Below are 26,260 nucleotides of genomic sequence, written 5' to 3' on the forward strand. Positions count from 1 at the left end.
TGTTCTATTCTTTGACGCGCTCCGGGCCTAGCCGACGGCCACGAACTTGACCGCGTCGGCGACGACGTAACCGTCGGGAGACCCGAGCGCGTCGTTGCGGATCGTGACGCTGCCGCCCGATCCGGCCAAAAATTCGTATGTCCCGATCGAATGCCAGACCCCGCCGCCCGAACGCTGATCGACCGCCGTGCGCGTCGTCCCCGATGCATGGCCGACATCGACCTACACCGCATCCTCCCGATTAAAATGGGCCGGCCACATCAGATACACCTCATATGAGCCGGCGATCGGCAGATTCGGCGTAAAAGTCACGCTTTTCGTTCCTTTGCCGGCGTTGTCGTCATGCAAATAATTCGCGCCGTAACGGTCCGTCTGCGTGCTGGCAGTTTTCCACGTCCCCGTCCTGGTCACGCCCGCCGAATCGGCATTGTCCACGATGACGGACGGCAGTTCGGGCTCTCCCGGATCGACCGGTCCGCTCGTATCTTCGCCCAGCTGGAACGACGCGTGAAACGATTTGCCCTTCGCGCCGTTCACGTTAACGGTGAATTTGATCGTCGGAGCGAGCTGCGTGACCGTAATGCCCGGATCCGCGCTGTAGCCCTCGGCCGAGCGCGCCAGTTCGATCGCGATGGTGCCGTTGTTCGCTTGCGTCGGATCGGACACCGACGCCTCGAGGCGCTCGTCCGCGATCTCGCGGGTCATCACCGACGCCTTTTTGTTCGACGTGATCAGATCGGCCGTCTGCGTCGTATCCGTCCAGAAGTTCGCGCCGACCAGTCCGAGCGTTTTTTCCTTGACCGACTGTACGCCGCTCGTATTGGCGACGATCTCGATCGCGGGATCGGCGGCGTAGGCGCCGACCTGCGCGCTCGTCTTGTTCGGCAGCAGCACATACCCGTACGACGCACCCGAAGGATTCGTGCCGTGGTCGATCCACATCGTCTCGTAGTTGCGCGTGACGGCGGTAGAGGGCGTGGCCGGGCGATTGTTGATCTGCTTCCAGGTACCCGTGCGCGCTTCCCGCTTCGTCTGCAGCGTCGCGCCTCCAGGAAAGTAGTAGCCGATGTCCGAGCCGTCGGCGGTATTGCCCGCCAGGTGCACCCAATTGACGCCGGTCAGCGTCTGCGCGACGCCCAGACCGGTGGACAGCGCCGCTCCGTTCGCCGTCCAGGCATTGTCGCCGGCCCCGTTCAGCTTGCGATTGTCGACGACCGTCTCGATCGGGATGCCTGCCGTGCTGGATATGCCTGATCCGAGCGCGACGATCTCGTCGTCGAACATGAACCAGGATTTGCGCGCGGTCAGATTGTAAGCGCCGTAGGAGAGATCCATGCCACTGGCGCCGTACTGTCCCGCAAGCGATACGCCGCCCGTCCAGCTCGACGTGCCGGTCCCGCTCGCGATCGGCGTCCCAGAGGCGACCGTCGTCCCCGGGATCCGGTAGGCATCCACGGTCGGCCAATAGTCCTCGCTGTATTGCGCAAGGTCCTGATTGTACAGATAGGTCGCGCCCGCTCCCGTATACCAGCCCCGCCCGTTCTCGCTATTGATCGATTCGTAGCTGCTGATCCGCGTCGAATACAAGGCGAGTCCCAGAGCGAAACCGGGCCGCTGCAGGACGGCCCGGTCCATCGCAGCGTACTGCTTGTAAAGATTCGGCGCCGCGGCGGGCGCTATGGACGGATCGTCAACGATCGCCTTGGCAAGGCGGATCGTGTCGGTCGATACGTCGCCGTAGAAGCTGCTGAACGTATCTTCCTGAATCACGCGCTTCGCAATCTGTTTGAAGGCGGCTGCATGCGGCGCCGGCGCGAACTGGGCAAGCCGCACGATGCTCGCGACGATGCCGTGCCCGACCGCATGATCCTGCGCGTAGCTGCGGGAAATCTCCCGTCCGCGCACCATGTCCATCATCGCGCCCTTGTACAGCAGCGGCCGATAGGCTTCGTAGATCCACTGCCAAACGTTGCTCTGGTTCGGATCGGATACCGACCAGGTAGAGCCCGACAGCAAGTACATCAGGTTGGCCGTCGTTTCCAGCACGGAGCTGCCGTATCCGCCGGTATAGGCGAAAGTGGTATGCTGGACGAAGGAGCCGTCCGCATAGAAGCCATCTCCGCCCGTCGCGTACGGGAATATGCCTGTGCCGGACAAGCCGTTGCGCGCCGCGGCCAGCTTGACCGCGTCCTTGACGATGACCGCGCGCACGCCGACGACGATCGCCTGCCACGCCCGGTTCGCGCCCGTGAGTCCGATCGAAGGCGTAAAATAATCGATGGTGTCCATATAGGTCGCCATCCGCGCTGCGCTTATATCGTCGTACAGCAGCACCGCGATGTCGTTCAGGCTCATCGGGATGCCGAGCTGCCAATGCCACCAGTTGTAAGCGGAGCGGCTTCGCGTGCTGTTGTAGCTGTTGACGTACAGCCAGTCGAGCGCATCCAGAATGTCTTCCTTGAGGTCCGCGTTGCCGTAAAGGCTGGAGCCGACGGTCGTCGCCGCCAAAGCCATCGTCCGCAGACGCTCGTAAACCGCGTTTACATTGTCCGAAGTGCCGTTGCCGCGGAGCGCGTACCAGATGTACGTGCGCGAAGAGGACAAGTCCATGTCTTCCCAATAGTCGTTCGCATCTTGGGCAAGCTTGTCCGTCCGCGCTGCGATATCCGAATCCGCCGGATCCAGCGCCGGGCCTCCGGTCAGCAGCGTCGCCCACTTGATTCGAAGCGCGTCGAATTCATCCGATGCGTGCGCAATGTCCGGCTGCCAGCCTCCCCACAGCGTCATCAGCAGCGCAGCGATCAGGATGCCCGACAGCATGCCCTTCAACCTTTTTCTCCAGCTTCCGCTCATTAACATTCCTCGTTTCTTCATCATTTAAAAGCGCTTTCATTTATTATCATAACGAATATGTACATCGCGCAAAATGCCGGAGAATCCAGAAAAGGTTCGATCTATCCATGAAAAACGGGAAGAAGCGGATGCATCGCCGCTTCCTCCCGTTATGCTTCGCTATTGAACGTATGACGAGCTTGAACGGAACGGGTACTGCCGCGCTTAGCGTGGATGAAAGACCGGTCTTACCACCAGCCTCCCCAACCGCCGCCCCAGCCGCCCCCCCAGCCGCCCCCCCCCAATATGCGTAAGGGGCCGTGCCGATCGCGAGCAGATCGAACAAAACCAGCGGGATAATGGCTTTGGTCTGAACCTGTTTGCCTTTATTGCCCCGCTCTAGGATGAGCGAATCGCCTTTGATGCCGACCAGCTTGCCGTATACGACGGAGCGATCCTTGCGAACGGCATAGATATGGCGTCCGACGAGCTTTTGCGCCTGCGCTTTGGTCACGCGTACCATGCGAACTCCTCCCTTCACCGTTTGTCCGTTCAGTATATGACCGCGGCCTTGTTTAGGGCTGTACGCTTGTACAGGGCGAAGCGCGGAGTTGCGCGACGAGCCGGCCGGGAAGAGGAACGCGCGAACGCAAAAAGACGCCGCCCCATTGAAGGGAACGGCGTCTTGAACGCGAACGTTTACGCGTTGATTTTTTCTTTGGCGGTGCCGGCCAGCGAGTTGAACGCGGTGATGTCGTTCACGGCCAGGTCGGCGAGGATCTTGCGGTTCACTTCGATGCCGGCCAGCTTCAGGCCGTACATCAGCTTGCTGTAGGACAGGCCGTTCTGGCGAGCGGCAGCGTTGATCCGTACGATCCACAGCTTGCGGAAGTTGCGCTTCGTCTGGCGACGGTCGCGGTACGCGTACGTAAGGGACTTCAGAACTTGCTCGTTGGCTTTCTTGAAGAGGCGGTGCTTGGCGCCCCAGTAACCTTTAGCCAGCTTCAGGACTCTATTGCGACGGCGGCGCGTTACGAACCCGCCTTTGACTCTTGCCATTTGAGATTACCTCCCGGTGAATGTGTAAGTCCGCTGCGCGGCGCAGCGAATCGGATCGATTACTTCAGGTTGGCCAACTGCTGCTTCATGCGGCGAACGTCGCCGTCGGCCAGCAGGGGCTGCGTGCCCAGGACGCGCTTTTGGCGGCCGGACTTGTGGGACAGCAAGTGGTTCTTGTAAGCCTTGAAACGCTTGACCTTGCCGGTGCCGGTGATCTTGAAGCGGTCCTTCAGGCTGCTGTGGGTTTTCATCTTAGGCATCTGTATTTCCTCCTGTCGTCAGTTGGTGGCCTTGGGGGCCAGAATCATAATCATGCTGCGGCCTTCGAGCTTCGGCACGCGTTCGATGACGCACAGGTCTTCGCCCGTGGCTTCTTGCGCGACGCGCTCGAGAATCTTCTGGCCGATGTTGGCGTGGGCAATCTCACGACCGCGGAACCGCACGGAGCACTTGACCTTGTCGCCTTCCTTGAGAAACTTGATCACGTTGCGCATCTTGGTCTGATAGTCGTGCTCGTCGATGTTCGCACGGAACCAAACTTCCTTCAGATCGACGATCTTCTGATTCTTCCGGGCTTCCTTCTCTTTCTTCTGTTGCTCGTAGCGGAATTTGCCGTAGTCCATGATGCGGCATACGGGCGGCTTCGCTTGCGGAGCTACATTGACCAGATCGAGATTCGCGTCGATCGCCATCTGCATCGCTTCCCTGAACGGCTTGATGCCGATCTGTTCGCCTTCAGCGCCTACCAGACGAACTTCCTTCGCCCGGATTTCCTCATTGATTTGATGATCCTTGCTAATAACGTTCCACCTCCATTAATGGAAAAAGGTCGTCGTTGCAACCTGGGCAACCGAAATGTCAAGAAGACAATAAAAAATACGGGCATGATCGCCCGCATTCCGCTCGCTAACGTTAGGTGGCCGCCGGCGGCGAGCAAGCTCGCCCGGGGGACCGGGTACGTAGGCTACGCTGACCAGCCGGCGTCCGCCGAACAGGTGAGAAGCGGGAGAGCTTCTTCTTGATAGCACTGTTATTTAACAGTTACCGAACTACTATAGCACGCCCGGCCGGGCATGTCAAACGAATCGCAGATCCGGCAGGACGGAAGTCGGCCGCGCCTCAAAGGGCGCGACCGGCGCGGTGCGCGCAAGCTACATTTGCTTGCCCTGCACTTCTTCCAGCCGAAGCACGCGCGTGTGCTCCGTATGGCTCCACTGCTTGTTGTTCTGAGTGAAGAACGCCCAGAACGTCACCGGCCACCAGGAGAAGAAGAAGATCGGGAACGTGATGAGCCTGAAGTACAGCTTCCAGCTGACCTTCTCGAGCAGCATCGACAGCGGCAGCTGCGCGTAGATGTACAGCGAGATCGGCACCGCGATCCACACCGGCGCGACCGAGTAGATCGAGTCGAAGTGCGGCGCGCCGGGCAGCAGCAGATCAAACCAGAGCGTAAACGTGAGCAGGAAGCCCATCAAAAAAATTGTACGCGTTAAAAATATAAATGGCGGCGTCGATCTTCACCCAGCTCCGCTCGCGGATGCCTTGCCAGAGCGTGGGCAGCATGTAGCGGCGCGTGATGTCGAAGTGCCCCTGCATCCAGCGCAGGCGCTGACGTGAGGAAGCGCGGAACGTGATCGGCTTCTCGTCGTAGACGCGGGCGTCGAAGTTGAACTTCGGCTTGATGCCGCGCTGAATGCAGCGCACGGTGAACTCCAGGTCCTCGACGAGACTCGTCGCGCCCCAGCCCATTTCCTTGAGCAGCTTGGTCTCGAACGTCATGCCCGTGCCGCCCAGGAAATTCGACAGCCCCAGATTGTAGCGCGGCAGCTGCCACAGACGGTTGCAGAACCAGTAATTGATGCCGTTGGCCGCGCTGACCCAGCTGTCGTGCGGGTTTTTGGTATCCAGGTAGCCTTGGATGACGCGGTGCCCGTTGCACAGATCCTCGTTCATGTACTGCAGGAAGTCGGTGGCGACCAGGTTGTCGGCATCGAACATGACGACGGCGTCGTACTGGCGGGGCCGCTTCCACAGCTCCTTGAGCATCCATTCGATCGCGAAGCCCTTGCCCCGCTGCGCGGGATTGTTGCGCTCGCAGGCATAGACGCCTTCGTAGCCGCGGACGATCTTGGCCGTGCCGTCCGTGCAGTTGTCGCAGATGACGAATATGTCGAACAGTTCGCGCGGGTATTTCATTTTCAGCAAGTTCTCGATTAAAGCGCCGACGACGGCTTCTTCGTTGTGAGCGGCCACAAGAAGGGCGAACGACTTGGTCGGCTTGTGCGTGATGGTCTCCTTCTTGCGGTACCAGCCGAAGAAGGACAAGATCACTTGATAGGCTCCGATCAGGAAAAAGAACACCTGAACGATGAGCAGCAGGTTGTTTAACATATGCGGTATTACCCCCTGGACCCCTATTTTTCATCATTTCTCTTTTTTGTGCAATCAAGCTCGAAGAGTCCGAAAGCATACGCTTGATTGTCTTACCTTCGGTTCGCTTTGTCAAAACCGCCAGGCTGCCGTATCCGGCGCTATGGGACCGGATACGCGGATTAAACCGCGATCAACGTTGCCGCGTTCCCGAATTCTTCCTCATATCCTCCCCTTGCGCCCGGTTACTCCGTTTAAGCGACTGCAGTCTCATCCGGCTCCCGATTCGACGGCGTCCGCGCCATACGGGCCTGGTTGCATTTTCCGGCTGCGCGCAAATATCTCCATAGAAGTGTACCCATACGTCCGGTCATGTTAAACGGCCCGATCCTTCTCGATACGATGCGATTCTTTATTCGCCCTTCGGCATCCCTCCTTGAATCCGAATTCGCCGTTACGGCCGTTCATTGACGTTATTCGCAAAGCCGCGGGAGATCGTCCCTTTGTATAAGACGGCAGTCAAGCCGCCCGGGTTTCCGGTTAATCGGCACTATTTTTGCGGCCGCGCCCGACGGCACGACAGACCGTCTTACGCCGGTCAGTTGGAAAGGCTGTCCAAATTAGAATATAATGTCGATAGAAGAGGACAGAAGTCCTAGATTTATGGTCATTAGGGGGGAGAAAAAGGATGAAATTTGTTCTTTCGTGGCGGAAATCGATCCGTCTTAAGCTTATTCCTTTGTTTTTGCTGACACTGATTATTCCCGTATCCGCGCTCGGCGTCGTCAGCTATCGCATCTACGATGACGAGTCGGGCCGGCTGATCGAGAAAAACCTGAAAAACCTCGTGAACATGGCCGCGAGCATCACCGAAGGCTTCGAGAACGAGGCGGCCGGCGGCCGCATGGACGAAGCCGAGGCGCAAGAATACGTCAAGGAGCAGCTCATCGGCGCCAAATCGGGCGACACGCGCGCGATCACGAAGGCTTTCGATCTGGGCGAAAACGGCTACTTTTTTATTTTGAACGAAAAAGGCGACCTGCTCGGCCATCCGCTGCTAGAGGGACAGAACATCATCGACAAAAAAACGAGCTCCGGCTTCTATTACATCCAAGACATGATCGCCAAAAGCAAGCAGGGAGGCGGCTTTACCCTGTACGACTGGCCGCTGCCCAATTCGGAGAAGGAAGCCCAGAAAATTACATACGCCCTTCAGGTGCCCGGCGAATGGGGCTGGATCGTCGCGGCCGGCTCCTATATGAAAGATTACAACGCCGGCGAAGGCCATATTCTGAATGCCATCTGGATCACCGTCGCGGTTTGCTGGCTCTTGTTCGCTCCTTTCCTTTTCCTGCTGATCCGTTCGATCGTAACGCCCATCAAGCGGATCACTTCCGAAGCGGCACGCATGGCGGACGGCGATCTGAGCCGTCTCGACCTCGCCGTCCGCAACCGCGACGAGATCGGCGAACTGGCACGCTCCTTCGTTCGGATGCACGACAATCTTCGGGACATCGTCGGCGCGCTGCTCGCGAATGCCGACCGGCTGAACGCCGCGTCGAACAACATGAGCCTCGCCGTCTCCGAAACGACCCAGGCCGGCAAGCAGGTGGCGCTGGCTGCCCAGGAGATCGCCTCGGGCAACGAGACCCAGGCGCGCGCGGCCGCCGAGAGCTCGCAATCGATGGAGGAAATGACGCAGGGCATCCAGCGTATCGCGGATACGTCGTCCGAAGCGTTCGATTCGTCCGAGACGACCCTGTTCGAAGCGGCCGAAGGCAACCGGCTGCTGCGGTCGACCGACGGCAAGATGGGCACGATCAGCGAGACGACCGAACGGCTCTCCGGCATTCTGGCCCGTCTGACGGAGCGTTCCTCGCAGATCGGCGGCGTCGCCGAAGCGATCGCGGAGCTGGCGAGCCAGACGAACCTGCTCGCGCTTAACGCCTCGATCGAAGCGGCGCGCGCGGGCGAGGAAGGCAAAGGCTTCGCCGTCGTCGCCGCCGAAGTGAAGAAGCTGGCGCAGCGCTCCAGCGACTCCGCAGGCGAGGTCGCCGAGCTCATCCGGACGGTCCGATCGGATGTGACCGAGGCCGGAGCGACGATGGAATTGAATCAAACGGCGGTCGAGGCGGGCGTGCAGGCGCTCAAGCTGACGGGCGAATCGTTCGCCGCCATCGTCAAGGCCACGCAGAGCGTTGCGACCCAGATCCAGGAGTCTTCCTCCTCCGCGCAGCAAATGGCGGCAAGCTCCGAGGAGATGGCCGCGTCGATGCAGGAGATGGACCGCATTTCGAGTCACGCCAACGAGCTCGCGCAGACGATCTCGGCGGCCTCCGAAGAGCAGTTGGCGGAGATGGAGGCGCTGAGCGCTTCCGCCGATTCGCTGCGCGACCTGGCGTCGGATCTGCAGCGGATGGCGCACAAGTTTAAGCTATAAATGCAAGAAATTACGTCCCCTGTGTCCGAGAGCCCCCCTGTCTGGCTTAGCAAGGTTAGCAAGCGAAGCCGCGTTCTGATCCGTTCAAAAAAAGGGATGTCCCCTTGGTCCGTATACATGGACCGCCAGGGACATCCCTTTTTCGTCGACAGCTGCCTAGTACACGCATGCTTAAATCATCGATCTATTAAATAAGAAGTTTGGGTATGAAGCACCTGCTGGACCGGTTTGAGAAGCTGTAGAGTAACTTTTTGCCCCTACAGCGCCATTTAGACCGGTTCGCGAGGCCGAAGAGCCTGTTTGAGGTGAAAATTCTGCACTTTTAATCGATTGATGATTTACGCCGTGCTGTACTAGTCCGCCCGTTCTTCTTCCGCTTCCCGCTCCTCGTCCGCATCGCCGGCGACGGCGAGCCCGGCCTTGCGGCGCGCGAGCGCCTCTTCCGCGCGTCGCTCCTGGTCGGCATGCTCGGCGTCCAATCGCTCGCGGTGCTCGGCGAGCGCGCGCGCGCCGATGACGGCCTCGAGCCGATAGATCGGTTGGCCCAGGCCGACGAACTTCGTCTCGTACTCGGTCATGACGAGATCCTCGCGCAGCTCGTCCCGGTGCAGATGAAGCGAGACGTTCCGCAGTTGCAGGCCCGTGTCCGCGAAGCTGTTCAACGAGAATTCGAACAGGCTAAGCGAGTCGGTCTTGAAATGAATCTCGCCGATGTCCGACAGCAGCCGCTTGTACCTCATCAGGAACAGCGGGTGCGTGAGCCGGCGTTTGCCGTGTTTGCTCTTGGGCCACGGATCGCTGAAGTTCAGATAGATCCGCGTCAGCTCCCCCGGCTCGAACATGTCTTCGAGAAACTCCGCGTTACCGCGGACCAGCGCCAGATTGGGCACGCGCTCCTCGCCCTTTTCCCGCCATACGGCCCGCGCCTTCTCGCTGCCCCGCTGCAGCAGCTCGTCGAACATATCCATCCCGATATAGTTGATCTCCGGATTCCTCGCGCTCATCTGCGTGATGAACCGGCCTTTGCCCATGCCGATCTCGATCATGATCGGACGGTCGTTGCCGAAAAACGCGCGCCACCGCCCCTTGAGCTTCTGCGGCTCCAGCACCACCAGATCGGCCTGCGCCTCGAGTCCTTGCTTAAATTTCCTGCCGCGCAATCGCATGTAGATCCTCCCGTATCGCCGATAATAGAACCTTGCCGCATTCATTGTGCAGGCTTCGGCCTTCTTTGTAAAGCGGCGGCCGGACCGCTACTCCGCCGCATCCGCCAGCTCCCGCCTGATTTGATTCACGTTTTCTTCATGGCATTTGCGCTGGTTACGCGGAAAAGGCGCATCGGCGACCAGTCGGGCCAAGCCCTCCTCGTCTCCCGCGGCGACCAGTCGCCGGAGCTCCCGAATGTAGCGCAGATCCGCGTCGCGCCGCGCTCTCATATGCGCAAGACCGGTCGAAGGTGAGCCGTGCCCCGGCACGAACAGCTTGATGTCGTGGCGAAGCGCGATCGTATCGAATTTGCGCAGCGTCTGCTCGTAGCTGATGCTGTCTTCATAAATGAACGGGAACTCCGCATCGGACAAATAATCGCCCAAGATCAAAATGCCGTGCGGCTCCACGACCGTCATCATGCCGTCGGCGTTGTGTCCCGGCGCCTGGTAACAGACGAGCCTCGCGCCGCCGAGCTGCAGCGCCGCGCCGTCGCCGTCCATCGGGTGGTCCACGACGGGATACGCGATCCCGTAATTTCTTTTCAAATAATACTGGTCGTCGAAATCCCGGATCTGATCCAGGTTCCGCTCCCGCTCGGCATCGGGACTGCGGGCGAAGCTGCCGCTCGCGACGACGGCGGCGCCGGGGAATGCGCCCCAACCGATAATATGGTCGTAGTCCGAATGCGTGAACAGCAGCACGACCTGCCGATCGCCCCGTACCTGCTCGACGTGCGCGCGGATCTCCTCGACCTCCCGCGGCAGCCAGCAAGGATCCGCCACGACGACGTGCTTGTCCGTCACGACGACGGTCGAGGTCGTGCGGTACAGATCGCTCTCGAATACGGCTACCGCGCCGTCCGCTATCCTCAGCATCCTTCGTCCTCCTTAGACCTGCCTGCTTCAGTATAAGTCAAGCGGCGCCAATCGAAAAGAACGCGCAGCGGCCGGCCTCCGTTTAACGGGAGCGTTGAACGTAAATAAGACCGCCTCCCCGGATCGGGACAAGCGGCCTATAAAAGTCTGCTTCGGATTAATTCAGCGGACGGTTCTCTTCGATATGGTAATGAACTTCGATCGCTTCCTGCAGCTTCTTCTTCGCGGATGCGCCGACGAGATGGTTGTTGTTGAACTTGACGCCTGCCAGCGCCATCATTTCCTTGACCGTGAGTTCTACCTTCATCGTATCGTCGCCTTGGGGTATGCGTACGGAAGTGCTCATGAACTTCACTCGCTTTCTAAATTTATGATGGGGTAAAACCTAGCATATCCGCACCTTTACGACTGTATCCGACAGACGTCTAATTTGTATTGATGTCAGATTCGATCATTGATCTGACGCACTTTTAATATAACAGATCATGTTAGGTTTAGCAAGGAGACGATCGCCTTGAAGGCGCCTTTTTTCAAGAAAACTTCTTTATCGGAAATGCGCGGGGATGTAAAATGAATCGATGAAAATGGAATGGCGGGGCATTTTCAGCTACAATAGAAGAAGTTTAAGCACGCGACAGAAGAAGTTTAAGCACGCGACTAAAGACAAGCGCACAAGGAGCGGCGGACGAATATGCCGATCATTGAAAATACAGCAGGCGATGCCGTTCGGCCTGCGGAGTGGAGCGGCAAGCGATTCCATACGTGGAATCACGAAATGAGGCGCCAGTTCGGCGCCAAGGTGTTCAAGGTTATGCTGGACGCGGGCTTCACCTGCCCGAACCGGGACGGCTCGATCGCGGCCGGCGGCTGCACGTTCTGCAGCGCGCGCGGCTCCGGCGACTTCGCGGGCAGCCGCCGGCAGGATCTCGTCACCCAGTTCAATACGATCCGGGACCGTCAGCATCTCAAGTGGCCGGAGGCCAAGTACATCGGGTATTTCCAGGCCTATACGAATACGTACGCCCCGCTGGCTACGCTGAAGGAGTACTACGAAGTCATTCTGGAGCAGCCGGGTCTGGTCGGCCTCTCCATCGCCACTCGGCCGGACTGTCTTCCGGACGACGTCGTCGACTATCTGGCGGAGCTGAACGAACGCACATACCTTTGGATCGAGATGGGCTTGCAGACGGTGCACGAGAGCACCTCGACGCTGATCAACCGCGCGCACGACACCGCGTGTTACGTGGACGCCGTCGAACGCCTTCGGGCGCGCGGCATCCGGGTATGCACGCACATCATTTACGGCCTCCCGGGCGAGGACGAGGCGATGATGATGGAGACGCTGCGGCAGACGGCGGATATGAACGTGCAGGGCATCAAGATCCATCTCCTTCATCTCATGCGCAAGACGCCGATGGTGCGGCAGTGGCGCGACGGCTTGCTCCGGTTCCTCGACATGGACGAATACGTGAAGCTGATCGTCGATTCGCTGGAGCTGCTTCCGCCGGAGATGATCGTCCATCGCCTGACGGGCGACGCGCCGCGCGATCTGTTGATCGGGCCGATGTGGAGCCTGAACAAATGGGAAGTGCTGAACGCCATCGACGCGGAGCTGGTGCGGCGCGGCAGCTGGCAGGGTAAGCACTGGAAGGGAAGCTGATCGCATGGGCTTCCTATCGGTGCTGACGATGGCCCAGCGGCTGGCGGCCGAGCGCATCGCGCCGGGCGCGACGGTCGTCGACGCCACCGCCGGCGGCGGCGTGGACACGCTGTTCCTGGCCAGGACCGTCGGTCCCGGCGGACGCGTGTATGCCTTCGACGTGCAGGAGGCGGCGCTGGCGCGCACGAAGAAGCGGCTGCTTGAGGCGGCTGAAGCGGACGGCGGCGCGGCGCTGGCGCTCGGCGAGGTGACGCTGCTGCATGCCGGGCATGAGGAGATGGCGGCGCACGTGCCAGCCGAAGCGCACGGACGCGTCGGCGCGGTCATGTTCAACCTCGGCTACCTGCCGAGGGGAGCGGACGCGTCGGCCGTCGCGGGCCCGATCATCACGAAGCCGGACACGACGCTGACCGCCCTGGACGCCGCCATTCGCCTGCTTGCGCCGGGCGGCATCGCGACGATCGCGGTCTATCCAGGCCACGAGGGCGGACAGGACGAGGCGACGGCCGTCGGCGCCTGGATCGACGTTTTGCCCGACGAGGCCGTCCAGGCGCTGCTGTACCGCTTTCCGAAGCGGGCGGGATCGCCGTATTTGTACGCGCTGGAGAAAAAATAAAGGAGGATTGTTGCATGGCTGTCAGAAAAATCGAGCACGTCGGCATCATGACGAACGACCTGGAGCGATCGATCGCCTTTTACGCGCAGATCGTCGGACTCGTACATACGGACACGATACTTCACACGAACGGGATCATCCGGCTCGCGTTTCTGTCGTTTCCCGGCGCCGGCGAGACGGAACTAGAGCTCATCGAAGGGTACGACGGGACGCTCGCCCCCGAGGGTCGCGTGCACCACGTCGCCTTTAACGTCGACGACATCGAAGCCGAGTACTCGCGCGTCTCGCTGCTGGACGTCGACGGGCTCGACGCCGAGATTACGACGCTGCCGAACGGAAGCCGCTACTTCTTTTTCCGCGGTCCGGACGGCGAGTCGCTAGAATTTTTCCAATCGACCAGAGGAGGCAATCCAGCATGACCCAATCGACCAGACCTTACCCGCTTCACTTCAAGCCCGAGTTCAAGGAACGCGTTTGGGGCGGCCGCGCGCTCGAGCAGTTCGGCTTCGACGTCCCCCCCGGCCACATCGGCGAAGGCTGGATGATCGCCGACCATCCGAACGGCGTCTCGCACGTGCAGAACGGGGAACTGGCCGGACTCGGCCTCGACGAGATCCGCGAGCGCTTCGGCGCGCAGTGGTTCGGCGCGAAGGGGGGCCGTTGCGGGCCTCGGCCGTTTCCCGCTGCTCATCAAGCTGCTCGATTGCAACGACGACCTGTCCGTCCAGGTGCATCCGAACGATCACTACGCCGGCCTGCCCAAGGGCGAGCTCGGCAAGACCGAGATGTGGTACGTCATCGACGCCGCTCCGGACGCCAAGATCATCTACGGCCTAAAGCCGGGCACGACGCGCGAAAAGCTCGCGGCCGCGATTGAAGAAGGCAAGATCATGGATTCGCTGCAGGAAGTGTCCGTCAAGGCCGGCGACACGTTCTACATCCCCGCAGGCACGGTACATGCGCTCTGCGCGGGCGTCCTGGTCGCCGAGATCCAGCAAAATTCGGACACGACCTACCGCCTCTACGACTACGATCGTCCGGGTCTCGACGGCAAGCCGCGCGAGCTTCATATCGCGGATTCGCTGAACGTGACCGACTACGAGGGCGCCGGCGCGAGCCGCATGTCCACGGCGGGCACGCCGGCCGGAGAGTGGCTTCGCCTCGCCTCCTCGCCGTATTTCGAGACCGACAAAGGCGTCGTGAAGGGCGACTGGGAGCTGGCGACGCCATCGGACAGCTTCGTCATCCTGATCGCGGTGCAGGGACAAGGCTCGATCGGCTGGGACGGCGGCAGCCTGGACATCAAAGCCGGCGATTGCCTCCTTCTGCCGGCTAACCTGGGCGCTTATCGTCTCGGCGGCGACATGACCGTGCTGCGGAGCCAGCTGCCTTAACTTGGGACGATGCGCTTGCAGCTTCGGGCAATTGGGGCTGCGGCGGCGCTTTAGTTTCATTGCCCGACCATTCCCGCGTCCCTTCGGCGGACGCGAAAGGATAGATCCATGGCATGCTGAGACAAATGTTGATTTTGTCCGGGCTGGGTATCGCGATGTGGGCGCTCGGCACGCTGTTTTTTTATGCTGTTCGGCGATTGGGTGCTCGTCGCCGCCGAGGATCGCCAGTTCGGCGCTTCGCTGTTTCTGCTGGAGGCGCTGACCGCGCTCGTCATTCTGGGCGTGGCGCTCGTCGTGCGGCTCCGGCTGTTCAGGACGCCGGGCTCGGCTACCCGCTTCGGCTTCGTTGGCGCCTTGATCGGTCTTTTGCTCAATACCTTCGTCCTTCTCTACAGAGACAAGGTCCTATACGATCTCGATCAAGGGCAGTACCACACGTTTACGGTATGGATGACGCTCGCCTACGCCCTCTTTCTTTTGCTGCCGGCGATCGCGGACCGGCTTATCCGCACCGGGTCCGCCGGTACCGCGCATGACGTGCGCGCGGACGAGGGACAGTATGCGGAAGACGACTCGGCCGCGTCGTACCGACCGGAGTAACCGCATCGACTGCGCAAAGGTCGGTCGTCCATCTAGTGACAGCAAGAAGCGAACCCTGCATTTTCGAATCCGCCTCGCGGTCCGGAAATCGGGTTCGCCGTTTTTTTATCATTCAGCGCCTTGATAGGATTCACGACTTGATGTGACTCAACGCTTAGTATGGCTTAATGACTTAGTATGGCTCAACCACTTGATACGAATCAGCGACTCAAGGAGGCAGCTCCCATCGAATCCATCACTTCCGCCGAACAGCATAGGCGCGAGGCCCCATCCTCCGTCGCCTGCATGATCGTCACCGTATCGGACACACGCACGCCCGACACCGACAAGAGCGGTCGGCTCATCCGGGAGCTTCTCGAATCGTACGGACACGAGGTGCGGCGCGCGCTCATCGTGCCGGACGAGTACGAACGCATCCGGGAGCTGCTTCGAGAGGCCGAAGCCGATCCCGCGATCGAGGCCGTGCTGCTGAATGGCGGTACCGGAATCGCAGCGCGCGACACGACTTACGAAGCCGTGGCCGCCTTGCTCACCAAGGAAATGCCGGGCTTCGGCGAGATTTTCCGCATGCTGAGCTTCACCGAAGACATCGGCACGGCCGCCATTTTATCCCGCGCGATCGCCGGCACGATGGGCCGCACCGCCGTATTCTCCATGCCAGGCTCGACCGGCGCGGTGCGTCTCGCGATGACCCGACTCATCGTCCCCGAGCTCGGCCACGTCATGCGGGAGATTTACAAAGACGATCCGAAGTAACGGGCCTTTCATAAAGTTATAGCCGGCGAGGGAAACGGAGGTGACTTCCGCTGTCCTCGCCATTTTTCACCAGTACGCCAGCAAAAGCAAAAAAAATTTCCACTAAACACTACATTTCCGCCCACGAGCCACGCCATAACGGAAAAAACTTCCGCTATCCACGTCATTTCCTCCAGCCAGCCACGCCATAAAGGAAAAAACTTCCGCTATCCACGTCATTTCCTCCAGCCAGCCACACCATAACGGAAAAAACTTCCGCTATCCACGTCATTTCCTCCAGCCAGCCACGCCGTAACGGAAAAAACTTCCGCTATCCACGTCATTTCCTCCAGCCAGCCACGCCATAACGGAAAAACTTCCGCTATCCACGTCATTTCCTCCAGCCAGCCACACCATAACGGAAAAAACTTCCGCTATCCACGTCATTTCCTCCAGCCAGCCACACCATAACGGAAAAAACTTCCGCTATCCACGTCATTTCCTCCAGCCAGCAACACCATAACGGAAAAAACTTCCGCTATCCACGTCATTTCCTCCAGCCAGCCACGCCATAACGGAAAAAACTTCCGCTATCCACGTCATTTCCTCCAGCCAGCCACGCCATAACGGAAAAAACTTCCGCTATCCACGTCATTTTCTCCAGCCAGCCACGCCATAATAGAAAAAACTTCCGATACCATCTTTTCGCGTATCTGCCAGCATCCTGCATTTCGCTTAACCTCCCCCCCGAACGATGGCCATCGTCCGCTTCCACAACAAAAAAAGCACTGCCTGCCCGCCGACTAGCGACGAGCGGCAATACTTTCCTAAAAGGCAAGCCTTATGCGACCTGTTTGGTCTCCTGCTCCTCCGGCGCCTTCGTGCGGCGGATGAACAAGCCGACGACCAGCGCGACGAGCGCGACGATGAAGCCGATCCAGAACGCATCGTGCAAGCCCGCCATCAGACCGGCGACCTGCTCGGCCGGCGCGTCCGGATCTTCGGAGCCGGCCAGGTAGTTTTTGGAGCCCGTCGACATGATGCTAATGAACAGCGCCGTGCCGATCGCCCCGGACACCTGCTGCAGCGTGTTGAGGATGGCTGTGCCATGCGGATACAGATGGCGCGGCAGCTGGTTCAACCCCGTCGTCTGCGCAGGCATCATGACCATCGAGATGCCGACGAGCAAGACGATGTGGATAAAGATGACGTAGCCCTTGGAGACGTCCGTATCGATGCCGGTGAACATCCACACCGACAGCGCCATGAGCGCAAGTCCCGGAATCACGAGCACCCGCGGCCCGAACTTGTCGAACAATTTGCCCGATACGGGCGCCATGATCCCGTTGATGACGCTGCCTGGCAGCATGATTAGTCCCGACTTGAAGGCTGTCAGCAAAAGCGCGCTCTGCAGGAACATCGGCAGGATGGTCATTGTGGAGAACATCGTCATCATGACGACGAACAGCAGTACCGTCACCAGGCTGAACATCGGATACTTGAAGGCCCGAAGGTCAAGGATCGGCTCCTTCACGACCAACTGGCGCCAGATGAACAGCAGCAGGGAAACGCCGCCGGCCGCGAGGGACCATACGACCTCGGTGTCGCTCCAGCCGCTCTCGCCCGCCTTGCTGAAGCCGTACACGATGCCGCCAAAGCCGATCGTCGACAGCAGGATCGAGACGATATCGACCTTAGGCTTGGTGAGATCGGTGACGTTGCGGAGAAACACCGCGGCGAAAATAATGGAGAATGCCGCAAGCGGCAATACCAGATAGAACAGCCAGCGCCAATCGAGCGCATCGATGATCAGTCCCGACAGCGTCGGCCCGATCGCTGGCGCGAACATGATGACGAGGCCGATCAGCCCCATCGCCGCCCCCCGCTTTTCGATCGGGAAAATGACGAGGATCGTGTTCATGAGCACGGGCAGCATGAGCCCGGTCCCCATCGCCTGTACGACGCGGCCGGCGAGCAGCACGCCGAACTCTGGCGCGAAGGCCGAGATGGCCGTGCCGACGAGAAATAAGGTCATCGCGGACAAAAACATCTGCCGCGTCGTGAACCATTGCTGCAAAAGCGCCGTGATCGGCACCAGGACGCCGATGACGAGCATGTAGGCCGTGCTGAGCCACTGGATCGTCGTCGCGCCGACATTAAATTCCTTCATCAAGTCCGGCAGCGCGTTTCCGAGCAGCGTCTCGTTCAGGATGGCCACGAAGGCGCCGATAATGAGCGAAAAGACGATCGGACCCCTGCGTATCTTGCTTAAATCGATTGCCGTCCCTCCGGACGACGGTGATGCGGCGTTCATGGGTAAAGCCTCCTATCTCATCCTCTTTGTCTACACTTGTATATATATTTGTACGAGTGTTAGTCTTAACTATACAATGCGTTCGCCGTTCGCGGTCAAGAACCAATTCGCAATAAATGTAGTCTAATCTACATCGGAGGTCTTAATGTATATGAAAAACGACGGGTCTACCGACCTTCGAGTGCGGCGCACCCGCAAGCTGCTGTGGGACGCGCTGATGGAACTCCTGGGCGAATCCGGCCGGACGTTCGAATCGCTCACCGTCGCCGAGATTTGCGAACGGGCGATGGTTCACCGGACGACGTTCTACAAGCATTTCGAGGACAAGTACCATCTCCTCTGCGTGGGCTGTGAGGAATTGAACAAGGAGCTCGCGGCGATGGACTTCGAAGAAAGAATGCGGCGTCCGATGCAGTTGCTCGAACAATTCGGGCATCGGCGGCAGTTCCGTACCTTGATGAAGTCCGAACTGGAATCCGCGTCCATTAAAAGCCTCATGCAGCGCATCCGATCCGACTTCATGAAAAACGAACTGCTCGCGCTCGAACGTAAAGACGGGCCGTTCTCCGTCCCGGCCGAGATCATCGCCGAATTTTATGCCGGGGCGATCAACGGGATCGCCGCTTGGTGGGTGCAGCATGGCGGCGACATCCCTGCGGAGACGATGGACCGCTATATCGGACAACTGCTGAATCCGTCTATATTTAACCAGCAATCGCAATAAAAAGGACGGCTTCGCTTCTGAAGGCGAGTCCGTCCTTTCTTTTGCGCGCAGCTGCCGTGCGGGTTGATTTTCTCATACGGCTTCGATCCGTTCTTGACCGTCCAAGACGACCATTCGCGCGGATGCTTCCTCGCCGCCGTGAACGAAGACGAGCGTCGACTCCCGCGTACGATCGACGATCCCTTCCCGCTCCCAGCGCGCATAATCGAACGGCACGCGGTCGATCGACGCCTTTTTAGCCAGCTCACGCTCATCGACGTCAAGCTCCGCGGCCGCCCGCTTGAAGCGTGCGGTCCAATCTTCCTTGCCGAGCCGATCCTCCCACCAAAGCTTGCGCGGCTTGTACTTGTGCTGAAGATAGTAATCGATCTTGAGGAGCGCCAGGGTCACGTCCAGATCGAGCGCGGGATGCTTGTCCGCCTCGAGGAAGGACCACAGCCGGACGAACAGGTCCTCAAGCTGATGACCGATCCGCTGCCAGCCGCGCGCCTCCCAGTAATCGCCGAACCGCTGGAAAAAGTCGAACGGCGACGGATACGCCACGTGAACCAAATATTCGATCGTCCGGTTCATGCGGTGCGCGTTCCAGTATTTCTCCAGCACGTCTTCCACGCGCTTGATGCGGACGATGTCCGCGAACGGCATCAGATCGTTGCCGAGCATCTCGTACGGCGCCCTGTCCATGTAGATATAGCCGAACTTGTCCGCATCCTGCCGAAGGCCCGTGCCTCGCAGCATTTTCAGAAAACCGAGCTGCAGCTCCTCTGGACGAAGCGCGAATACATCGTTAAACGTTTTGCGAAACGTATCGTAATCCTCATGCGGCAGACCCGCGATCAAATCGAGATGCTGGTCGATCTTCCCGCTCTCCTTGACCTTCGTCACGGTTCGCACGAGCTTGCTCCAGTTCTGTCTGCGCTGCACCGCAAGGTTGGTGACGTCGTTGGTCGACTGGACGCCGATCTCGAAGCGGAAGATGCCGGGGGGGCGCATGCTCCGCCAAATAGTCGAGTACCTCGGGCCGCATGATGTCCGCCGTGATCTCGAACTGGAACACGCAGCCCCGGTGGTTCTCGATCAGAAAACGGAACATCTCGAGCGCGTAATCCCGCTTGATGTTAAACGTGCGGTCCACGAACTTGATCAGCTTCGCCCCGCTGTCGATCAGGTACAAAATGTCGGCTTTGACGCTGTCCATATCGAAGTACCGTACGCCGACCTCGATGCTCGACAGGCAGAACTGGCAGCTGAACGGACAGCCGCGGCTCGTTTCGAAGTAGACGACGCGATTGGCGAGGCTCGGCACGTCCTCCTCGAACCGGTACGGCGACGGCAATGTCGCCAGGTCCAGCTTCGGACGGCCGGGATTGACGACGATCTCGTCTCCCTTGCGGTAGGCAAGGCCGAAGACGAAGTGGAACTTGCGGCTGCCGGACAGCTCGCGAAGCAGATCGCGCAGCGTCTCTTCGCCTTCGCCCATGATGATATGGTCGACGGCCGGCAGGCGCCGCATCCACTGCTCCGTATCATAGGATACCTCCGGGCCGCCAAGGACGATCGTCGCTCTCGGCAGGATCTTGCGCAGCATATCGATGACCGTGATCGTCTCTTCGATGTTCCAGATATAGCAGGAAAACCCGACGACGTCAGGCTGTCTGGCGAACAGATCGGATACGATGGTCATCGGCGGGTCCTTGATCGTATACTCCGCGATGTCCATCGGAAACTCGTCCTGGCTGTAAGCCTTCAGGCAGCGCAGGGCGAGCGACGTATGAATGTATTTGGCGTTCAGCGTCGCGAGGACGACTCTCATGCTGGTCCCTCTCTTTGAAAACAGACTTTTGCTTATCCATTGTAAGGGATTGCGGGTGCCGTGTAAAAGCGGTGACGTACTGACAGGTCGCCGCCGCGGAAGATGTTGCCCGAACCGAGCTTCGCATGCTATGATCGTTGCAATACGTTACCGGCAGCAAAGCATGCGCCGCAAGCTTCTCTAAACGAGAGCTTGCGGCTTTTTGCGTTCGCAGGCCGAAAAGGAGGAAAAAGATGGCGCCGCACGACGAAGCCTTCAAGAAGCTGCTGCAAACCTTTTTTAAAGAATTTATTCAGCTGTTCTTTCCCGAGTTGGACGAATGGATCGACTATTCCCATACGCGCTTGCTTATGCAGGAGCTCCTGGTCGATATCGTAGGGGCGGAGGCCCGGCAGCTGGATTTGCTAATCGAGACCAAGCTGAAAGGCCAAGACGCCTATATTCTCATTCATCTGGAACCGCAGTCCTACCGGGATCCGAAATTTGTGGAACGGATGTATATTTACTTCAGCCGGCTGTTCGAGAAGTACAGAGCGGATCACAAGCTGATCGTTCCGATCGCGGTTTTTACCGGAGACGGCATGAAAAACGAACCCGACACCCTGTCGATGGCGTTGCCTTGGCACGAAATCTTCCGATTCCGAATGCTCAAGCTCGAACTCGGCCAGCAAGATTGGCGGAGATTTATCGACTCCGACAACCCTGTAGCCGCTGCGCTATTAGCCAAGATGGGCTATAATAAAAAAGGACAGACGCAGCTTGAGGCTCGCTTATTTATCGATGCTGCTGCGCATGAAGGGCAAGCTGGACAGCGCCAGGCTGGCGCTCGTCCGCTCCATAGCGGATTTGTATTACGAGCCGGATCCTATAGAAGAGAAGTCGATTATGCGAGAATTCGTCAGCTTGCATCCCGAAGAGGAGGAACGGATTATGGAACTGATGCCGGCGTGGGAACGATGGGGTTACGAACGGGGAATAAAGGAAGGCATTGAGCAAGGGATTGAACAAGGCAAAAAAGCGCTTCAAGAGGCTACGATCGGTCGCATGCGGTCTAGAGGCTTCTCCGAATCGGAGATTGCGGACCTTCTCGGCTTGCTGCCCGAAGAAGTGGACCGAGCGAATTCAGACGCCATATAATACAAGCGGCAGACCGGACGAACCGGCTGCCGCTTTTCATTTGCTCAAGCCTCGAATCCGTCGTTCTCGATCACGCTTTGAATGAACCGATAGCTGTCCTTCGGATACCGCTTAAGCGTCTTGTAGTCGGTATAGACGATACCGAAGCGCTTGACGTACCCTTCCGCCCACTCGAAGTTGTCGAGCAGCGACCAGGCGAAGTAGCCCTTCAACGGCACGCCCGACTCGATCAGACGATGACACTGGATGAAGTGCTTTTTGAAATAGTCGGCGCGCTTCGCGTCGTGAACGCGGCCTTCCTGGGTGAGCTCGTCCTCGTAGCACGCGCCGTTCTCCGTGATGTAGATCGGCACGTCGCCGTATTCCTCGTGCACCCACGACAGCACCTTGTACAGACCTTCCGCGTATACGTTCCAGTCCATAAAAGTCTTGTCGAAGCCGACCTGCACCTCCTCGCAGTCGAACAGCCCTTCGCCTTCCTTGTAACGGCCGAAGCCGCCGCTGTAGAAGTTCACGCCGATGAAGTCGATCGGCTGCGCGATCGTCTCCATGTCGCCCGGCTGAATCGGCACTTCGACGCCCTTGCCCTTGAACCAGTCGACCATGAACTGCGGGTATTGACCCTTGAAGGTCGGGTCCATGAACCACTCGTTGTTGTAAGCGCGATTGCGGTGCGCGGCCGCGACGTCCTCCGGCTTGGTCGTATATGGCTCGAACCAGTACAAATTGTGCGTCGTGCCGATCTCGCCGGAGATGCCGAGCGCGCGGAACGCCTTCACCGCTTCGCCGTGCGCCACCATGCAGTTGTGCGCGACGTTGACGGCGAGCTGCAGATCGGTGTTGCCCGGCGCATGCGCCCCGATATAGTTGGAGAGGAACGACACGCACCAGGTCTCGTTAAACGTGATCCACTGCTTCACCTTGCCGCCGAACGCCTTGAACGCGGTCTCCGCGTATCGGACGAACGCGCGGATCGTATCCCGGTTGTCCCAACCGCCCTTGTCCTGAAGCGCTTGCGGCAGATCCCAGTGGTATAGCGTCACGCAAGGCTCGATGCCGGCGGCCAGCAAGCCGTCGATGACCTTGGCGTAATAATCGAGGCCCTTCTGGTTCAGTTCGCCGTCTCCGTCCGGATAGATACGGGGCCAAGCGATCGAGAAGCGGTATGCCTTGACGCCCAGGTTTTTGAGCAGCGCGATATCTTCTTCGTAGCGATGATAGCTGTCGCAAGCGATGTCGCCCGTGTCGCCGTTAACGACCTTGCCCGGCGTGCGGGAGAACGTATCCCAGATCGACATTCCCCGCCCGTCTTCGTTGTAGGCCCCTTCGATCTGATAGGAAGCGGTAGCCGTTCCCCAGACGAAATCTTTCGGAAATTGAATCGAAGCCATTCCTAACCCCTCCGCACAAAGTATTCGTATGGCGCACGCGTCATGTAAAACGTTTTCTAACTCTATTTTATACAAAAACACCGCATGCGCCCATACGTTATGCTGTGCGATATTGGCGCTTACTTATTCGGATTGGCCTCGTCGAGCAGCGTGCGGGCATGCGCCTCGAGCCCGTCGTAATACGCCTTGACCTCGGGAATGGCGATCTGCTCTCCGTTCTTGCCCTTTTTTGTAGACGGCGCCTCCCGTTTTGTCCAGGATGGCCAGATACTCCTGGGCAAGCTTCGCCGTGACCGTGCCTGGATAATCGGAAATGGCCTTTTCAATCGCCGCCTTGACCTGCGTATCGATCTTAAACGTATCGAAATCGAATACGGGCGTATTATCCAGTCCCATCAGCAAAAACGGAATGTAGCGCGTCGCAAACAAATCTTCGGCTTGCTTCCGCTCCGGCGCTTCGGGATGGGCCGCGACGTAAGCTTCCGCTTGCGCGCCGCGTGCGGCGACCTCCGAGCGTTCGATGACGAGCCCCCCGTCCGAGGCCGACTTTTGATCCGACTCGACGGCCAGCAGCGCGACATAATCCTTCGTGACGGCGGTCACCCGCGGGTCCGTTCGCTTCAGCTTGCCATAGTCTACGACGGGGAAATAAAAGCCCTCGGTCGTCTCGAGCTTGTAGCCGCCGTCGATAGCCTCCTGAACGAGCGAGCGCGCTTGTTCGTCTTTGATTTGACCGATCTGATCGGACGTCGGCGGCCATTCGAGCTTCTGCAGCGCCTGCTGGACGTTTTGCGCTTCCAGTTTTTTCTCCATGCCCGGCAAGCTTCGGTCGTAGTAGGCAAGCATCTCGCGAAGCAGCGCATCTCCGGTCTCCGGCGAGGCCTGCGCCAGCTTGTCGTCGAGCGCCTTGTTCAGCTCGGCGGCCGACAGGTCGGATTGGGCCTGCTCCTTGAACGCTTCGAGCAGCGCGGCGTCGTTGCCCGCTTCGGATGTCGGACTCGCGGCAGGAGAGGCGGACGGACCGGACGGACTCGCCGAAGACGTCTGAGGCGGCCCCGAAGAGGGCGCCGTAGCCGAGGCCGGGGCGCCGTCGTTCGAGCCTCCGGAGCAGGCGGCAAGACCGCCGGCCAACAGCAGCGCGAGACCGTATGCAGGCCATCTGAAAACCTTATTTCTTTTTGCCTCTTTTGTCGTCATGTTCATTTGGGATCGCTTCCTTTCCGGTTGTCTCTTGATCGCTATTTACCCATTTGGAATGGCCGCTCCTTTTTTTAGACGCCCCCGGCACGAAAATGGTTCCACCAAAAGGAAGCTTTATACATTTTCCTGCACGGTCAAATGCGTTACAATCGAGGAAACCTGTCCGCCTACATAAAAAGGAGAGAAAACCCTTCATGTCTTCCTATCGGCTCATCGCGATCGATCTCGACGACACGCTGCTGAACGACAAACTCGAAGTAACCGAAGCGACGCGAGAAGCGCTCGCCCGGGCAATGTCGCAAGGCGTCCATGTGACGCTGGCTACGGGCCGCATGTTCGCTTCGGCCAAGCAGACCGCCGCCCAGGTCGGCCTGAACGTGCCGCTCATTACGTATCAAGGCTCCCTGGTTCGCACGCTGCTCGACGAGCGCACGCTGTACGAGCGTTCTGTAGACCTTGAAGCGGTCCGCAGGCTGTACGCGTTTACGCGCGAGCGCAAGCTCCATTTGCAGACGTACATCGACGACAAGCTGTATGCCTTCGACGACGGAGACAGGCTGGCCGCCTACGCGAAGCAATCGAATATTCCTTATATCGTCGAACCGGAGCTGGACGCGCTGCCGGCGGGACATCATACGAAGCTCATTATCATCGACGAGCCGGCTCTGCTGGACGAGATCGCGCCGGAGCTCCACGCGCTCCTGGGTCCCGACGTCCACATTACGAAGTCCAAGCCGCATTATCTGGAATTCACGCACAGCGAAGGCACCAAAGGACACGCGCTGCGATTCCTGGCCGAGCACTACGGCTTGACGATGGATCAAACGATCGCGATCGGCGATTCCTGGAACGACCGCGAGATGATCGAGGCCGCCGGCCTGGGCGTCGCCATGGCGAACGCGGTGCCGGCGCTGCGCGAGATCGCGGACTATGTGACGGCGAGCAACAACGAGGACGGCGTGAAGCAAGTCGTCGACAAGTTTATTTTGAACGCTTGAGCCGATTCCGGCCGTTCGCTCCCCGGCGCCGAACGGCTGATTTTGGCCGCAAAAAAGGCTTCCGCAAGCTCTTTAAAAGGAGCAGGCCGGAAGCCTTTTACGTTTTTCGCCGAACGGCGTCCTTCTCTTTTTTCCGCTTTTCCTGCAATAGCCTGTACATCTCGAGCTGTTCCTGAAGATGGCCCGCCTCTTCCTCCGTCAGCGCTTCCTCGACGCCTTGCAACACAAAGCGATTCGGCTCGGCGGAAGGCGGTTCCTTGTCGACGCCCGTGAGCAGCCAATCGAGCGACACCTCGTAGATGCTCGCAAGCTCCCTTAAAATTTCGTTATCCGGCTGAGACCGGTTGTTCTCGTATTTGGATATCGTCGTGAAGTCTACGCCCAGCGCGCCCGCGACGTCGTTTTGCGTCATATGCTTTTCCTGCCTGGCCAGCTTCAAACGTTTGCCGAATGTCAACGGTTACACCTCGCGCTTTTTGCTTCAGTATAAAAGATCTGAATTCGGCTCCGAACACACTTGCATATAAATCAAGTTTTTACTTGAAATTTTTACAATTTTTATTTAATATAAAATAAATACATGAAGTTACTTCAATGGAGGGAATGTCATTTTTATCCACGATCAGCCTTACCCTTTGTATTATTGGATTATCAGTCTTTCCGTCATACTTGTTATGGTGGGCTTTCTTGTGCGCAGCGAGCGCCGGAAGCGGAGGTTGGAGAGAGAAGAAGACGAGAACGGATAAGAAACAACCGACCGGGCGGTTGCCGGACGGTTGAACGAAGCAAAAGCCGCCTTCAGCGTGCTTGTTTGCGCTTAGCGTGCAGCGGTCGGACCGAGGCGGCGTTATTCAGCATCGTATCGCTAGTTGCAGCTGCTCGGGGACAAAGAC

At 59.0% G+C, this 26,260-nt stretch carries 20 protein-coding genes and 4 pseudogenes; 10 read left to right on the top strand and 14 right to left on the bottom strand.

What is annotated here, in order from left to right; all coding sequences use genetic code 11:
* Positions 1-27: 27 nt before the first annotated feature.
* The 6 genes and pseudogenes from OMP40_RS01885 to OMP40_RS01910 form a co-directional block, all read right to left on the bottom strand.
* Positions 28-2,877 (bottom strand): annotated as a pseudogene (locus OMP40_RS01885) (polysaccharide lyase family 8 super-sandwich domain-containing protein).
* A gap of 22 nt (positions 2,878-2,899) precedes the next feature.
* Entirely contained in the window at positions 2,900-3,355 is a 456-nt protein-coding gene (locus tag OMP40_RS39650; RefSeq protein WP_338130993.1) for a hypothetical protein, read from the bottom strand.
* Positions 3,356-3,531: 176 nt separating this feature from the next.
* On the bottom strand, positions 3,532-3,891 hold the full coding sequence (gene rplT, locus OMP40_RS01895) for a 50S ribosomal protein L20 (protein ID WP_090114071.1): 360 nt from the start codon (positions 3,889-3,891) through the stop codon (positions 3,532-3,534).
* A gap of 59 nt (positions 3,892-3,950) precedes the next feature.
* Positions 3,951-4,151, bottom strand: a complete 201-nt coding sequence (rpmI, locus tag OMP40_RS01900) for a 50S ribosomal protein L35 (protein WP_090114073.1) — start codon at positions 4,149-4,151, stop codon at positions 3,951-3,953.
* Between the two features lie 18 nt (positions 4,152-4,169).
* Complete coding sequence (gene infC, locus OMP40_RS01905) at positions 4,170-4,673, bottom strand: translation initiation factor IF-3 (RefSeq protein ID WP_277529214.1); 504 nt, start codon at positions 4,671-4,673, stop codon at positions 4,170-4,172.
* 369 nt (positions 4,674-5,042) lie between these two features.
* Positions 5,043-6,282 (bottom strand): annotated as a pseudogene (locus OMP40_RS01910) (glycosyltransferase family 2 protein).
* 667 nt (positions 6,283-6,949) lie between these two features.
* Between OMP40_RS01910 and OMP40_RS01915 the strand changes: the two are divergent.
* Positions 6,950-8,701, top strand: a complete 1,752-nt coding sequence (locus tag OMP40_RS01915) for a methyl-accepting chemotaxis protein (protein ID WP_277528700.1) — start codon at positions 6,950-6,952, stop codon at positions 8,699-8,701.
* Between the two features lie 353 nt (positions 8,702-9,054).
* On the opposite strand, the gene trmB is transcribed toward OMP40_RS01915, so the two are convergent.
* From trmB to OMP40_RS01930, 3 genes are all read right to left on the bottom strand, one after another.
* The gene (gene trmB, locus OMP40_RS01920) at positions 9,055-9,867 is read right to left on the bottom strand and encodes a tRNA (guanosine(46)-N7)-methyltransferase TrmB (RefSeq protein WP_277528703.1); all 813 of its coding nucleotides are present in this window, start codon (positions 9,865-9,867) and stop codon (positions 9,055-9,057) included.
* An 87-nt stretch (positions 9,868-9,954) separates the two neighbouring features.
* Positions 9,955-10,785: an MBL fold metallo-hydrolase gene (locus tag OMP40_RS01925; RefSeq protein ID WP_277528705.1), complete on the bottom strand. Its 831-nt coding sequence runs from the start codon at positions 10,783-10,785 to the stop codon at positions 9,955-9,957.
* Between the two features lie 157 nt (positions 10,786-10,942).
* Complete coding sequence (locus OMP40_RS01930) at positions 10,943-11,131, bottom strand: hypothetical protein (RefSeq protein ID WP_217597735.1); 189 nt, start codon at positions 11,129-11,131, stop codon at positions 10,943-10,945.
* 345 nt (positions 11,132-11,476) lie between these two features.
* On the opposite strand from OMP40_RS01930, the gene OMP40_RS01935 reads away from it, so the two are divergent.
* From OMP40_RS01935 to OMP40_RS01960, 6 genes and pseudogenes are all read left to right on the top strand, one after another.
* The gene (locus OMP40_RS01935) at positions 11,477-12,445 is read left to right on the top strand and encodes a TIGR01212 family radical SAM protein (protein ID WP_277528708.1); all 969 of its coding nucleotides are present in this window, start codon (positions 11,477-11,479) and stop codon (positions 12,443-12,445) included.
* Positions 12,446-12,449: 4 nt separating this feature from the next.
* Positions 12,450-13,061: a tRNA (mnm(5)s(2)U34)-methyltransferase gene (locus OMP40_RS01940; RefSeq protein WP_277528710.1), complete on the top strand. Its 612-nt coding sequence runs from the start codon at positions 12,450-12,452 to the stop codon at positions 13,059-13,061.
* Between the two features lie 14 nt (positions 13,062-13,075).
* Positions 13,076-13,480, top strand: coding sequence for a VOC family protein (locus tag OMP40_RS01945; protein WP_277528712.1), 405 nt, complete (start codon positions 13,076-13,078; stop codon positions 13,478-13,480).
* Positions 13,477-14,455, top strand: a pseudogene (locus tag OMP40_RS01950) (type I phosphomannose isomerase catalytic subunit). Before OMP40_RS01945 ends, OMP40_RS01950 begins: the two are co-directional and overlap by 4 nt.
* Before the next feature lie 183 nt (positions 14,456-14,638).
* A complete protein-coding gene (locus OMP40_RS01955; RefSeq protein WP_277528714.1) occupies positions 14,639-15,055 on the top strand; it encodes a hypothetical protein in 417 nt (138 codons plus the stop codon).
* A gap of 177 nt (positions 15,056-15,232) precedes the next feature.
* Entirely contained in the window at positions 15,233-15,811 is a 579-nt protein-coding gene (locus OMP40_RS01960) for a MogA/MoaB family molybdenum cofactor biosynthesis protein (RefSeq protein ID WP_277528715.1), read from the top strand.
* Positions 15,812-16,631: 820 nt separating this feature from the next.
* Here the strand turns inward: OMP40_RS01960 and OMP40_RS01965 are convergent.
* Complete coding sequence (locus tag OMP40_RS01965; RefSeq protein WP_277528717.1) at positions 16,632-18,104, bottom strand: MDR family MFS transporter; 1,473 nt, start codon at positions 18,102-18,104, stop codon at positions 16,632-16,634.
* Between the two features lie 151 nt (positions 18,105-18,255).
* Between OMP40_RS01965 and OMP40_RS01970 the strand changes: the two genes are divergently transcribed.
* Positions 18,256-18,828 (top strand): TetR/AcrR family transcriptional regulator, encoded by a 573-nt coding sequence (locus tag OMP40_RS01970; protein ID WP_277528719.1) that lies wholly within the window; start codon positions 18,256-18,258, stop codon positions 18,826-18,828.
* Positions 18,829-18,900: 72 nt separating this feature from the next.
* On the opposite strand, the pseudogene OMP40_RS01975 reads toward OMP40_RS01970, so the two are convergent.
* Positions 18,901-20,641: pseudogene (locus OMP40_RS01975) on the bottom strand (B12-binding domain-containing radical SAM protein).
* Positions 20,642-20,874: 233 nt separating this feature from the next.
* On the opposite strand from OMP40_RS01975, the gene OMP40_RS01980 reads away from it, so the two are divergent.
* Positions 20,875-21,633: an Rpn family recombination-promoting nuclease/putative transposase gene (locus OMP40_RS01980; RefSeq protein ID WP_277528721.1), complete on the top strand. Its 759-nt coding sequence runs from the start codon at positions 20,875-20,877 to the stop codon at positions 21,631-21,633.
* A 189-nt stretch (positions 21,634-21,822) separates the two neighbouring features.
* On the opposite strand, the gene OMP40_RS01985 is transcribed toward OMP40_RS01980, so the two are convergent.
* Both OMP40_RS01985 and OMP40_RS01990 read right to left on the bottom strand, forming a co-directional pair.
* Complete coding sequence (locus OMP40_RS01985; RefSeq protein WP_277528723.1) at positions 21,823-23,169, bottom strand: GH1 family beta-glucosidase; 1,347 nt, start codon at positions 23,167-23,169, stop codon at positions 21,823-21,825.
* Positions 23,170-23,292: 123 nt separating this feature from the next.
* Positions 23,293-24,372: a hypothetical protein gene (locus OMP40_RS01990; protein WP_277528725.1), complete on the bottom strand. Its 1,080-nt coding sequence runs from the start codon at positions 24,370-24,372 to the stop codon at positions 23,293-23,295.
* Positions 24,373-24,563: 191 nt separating this feature from the next.
* Between OMP40_RS01990 and OMP40_RS01995 the strand changes: the two genes are divergently transcribed.
* Positions 24,564-25,367: a Cof-type HAD-IIB family hydrolase gene (locus tag OMP40_RS01995; RefSeq protein ID WP_277528726.1), complete on the top strand. Its 804-nt coding sequence runs from the start codon at positions 24,564-24,566 to the stop codon at positions 25,365-25,367.
* Positions 25,368-25,464: 97 nt separating this feature from the next.
* On the opposite strand, the gene OMP40_RS02000 is transcribed toward OMP40_RS01995, so the two are convergent.
* Positions 25,465-25,824 (bottom strand): helix-turn-helix domain-containing protein, encoded by a 360-nt coding sequence (locus OMP40_RS02000; protein WP_277528727.1) that lies wholly within the window; start codon positions 25,822-25,824, stop codon positions 25,465-25,467.
* Positions 25,825-26,260: the final 436 nt, after the last annotated feature.

This window comes from Cohnella rhizosphaerae (genome assembly GCF_029525575.1).
Lineage (GTDB): Bacteria > Bacillota > Bacilli > Paenibacillales > Paenibacillaceae > Cohnella > Cohnella rhizosphaerae.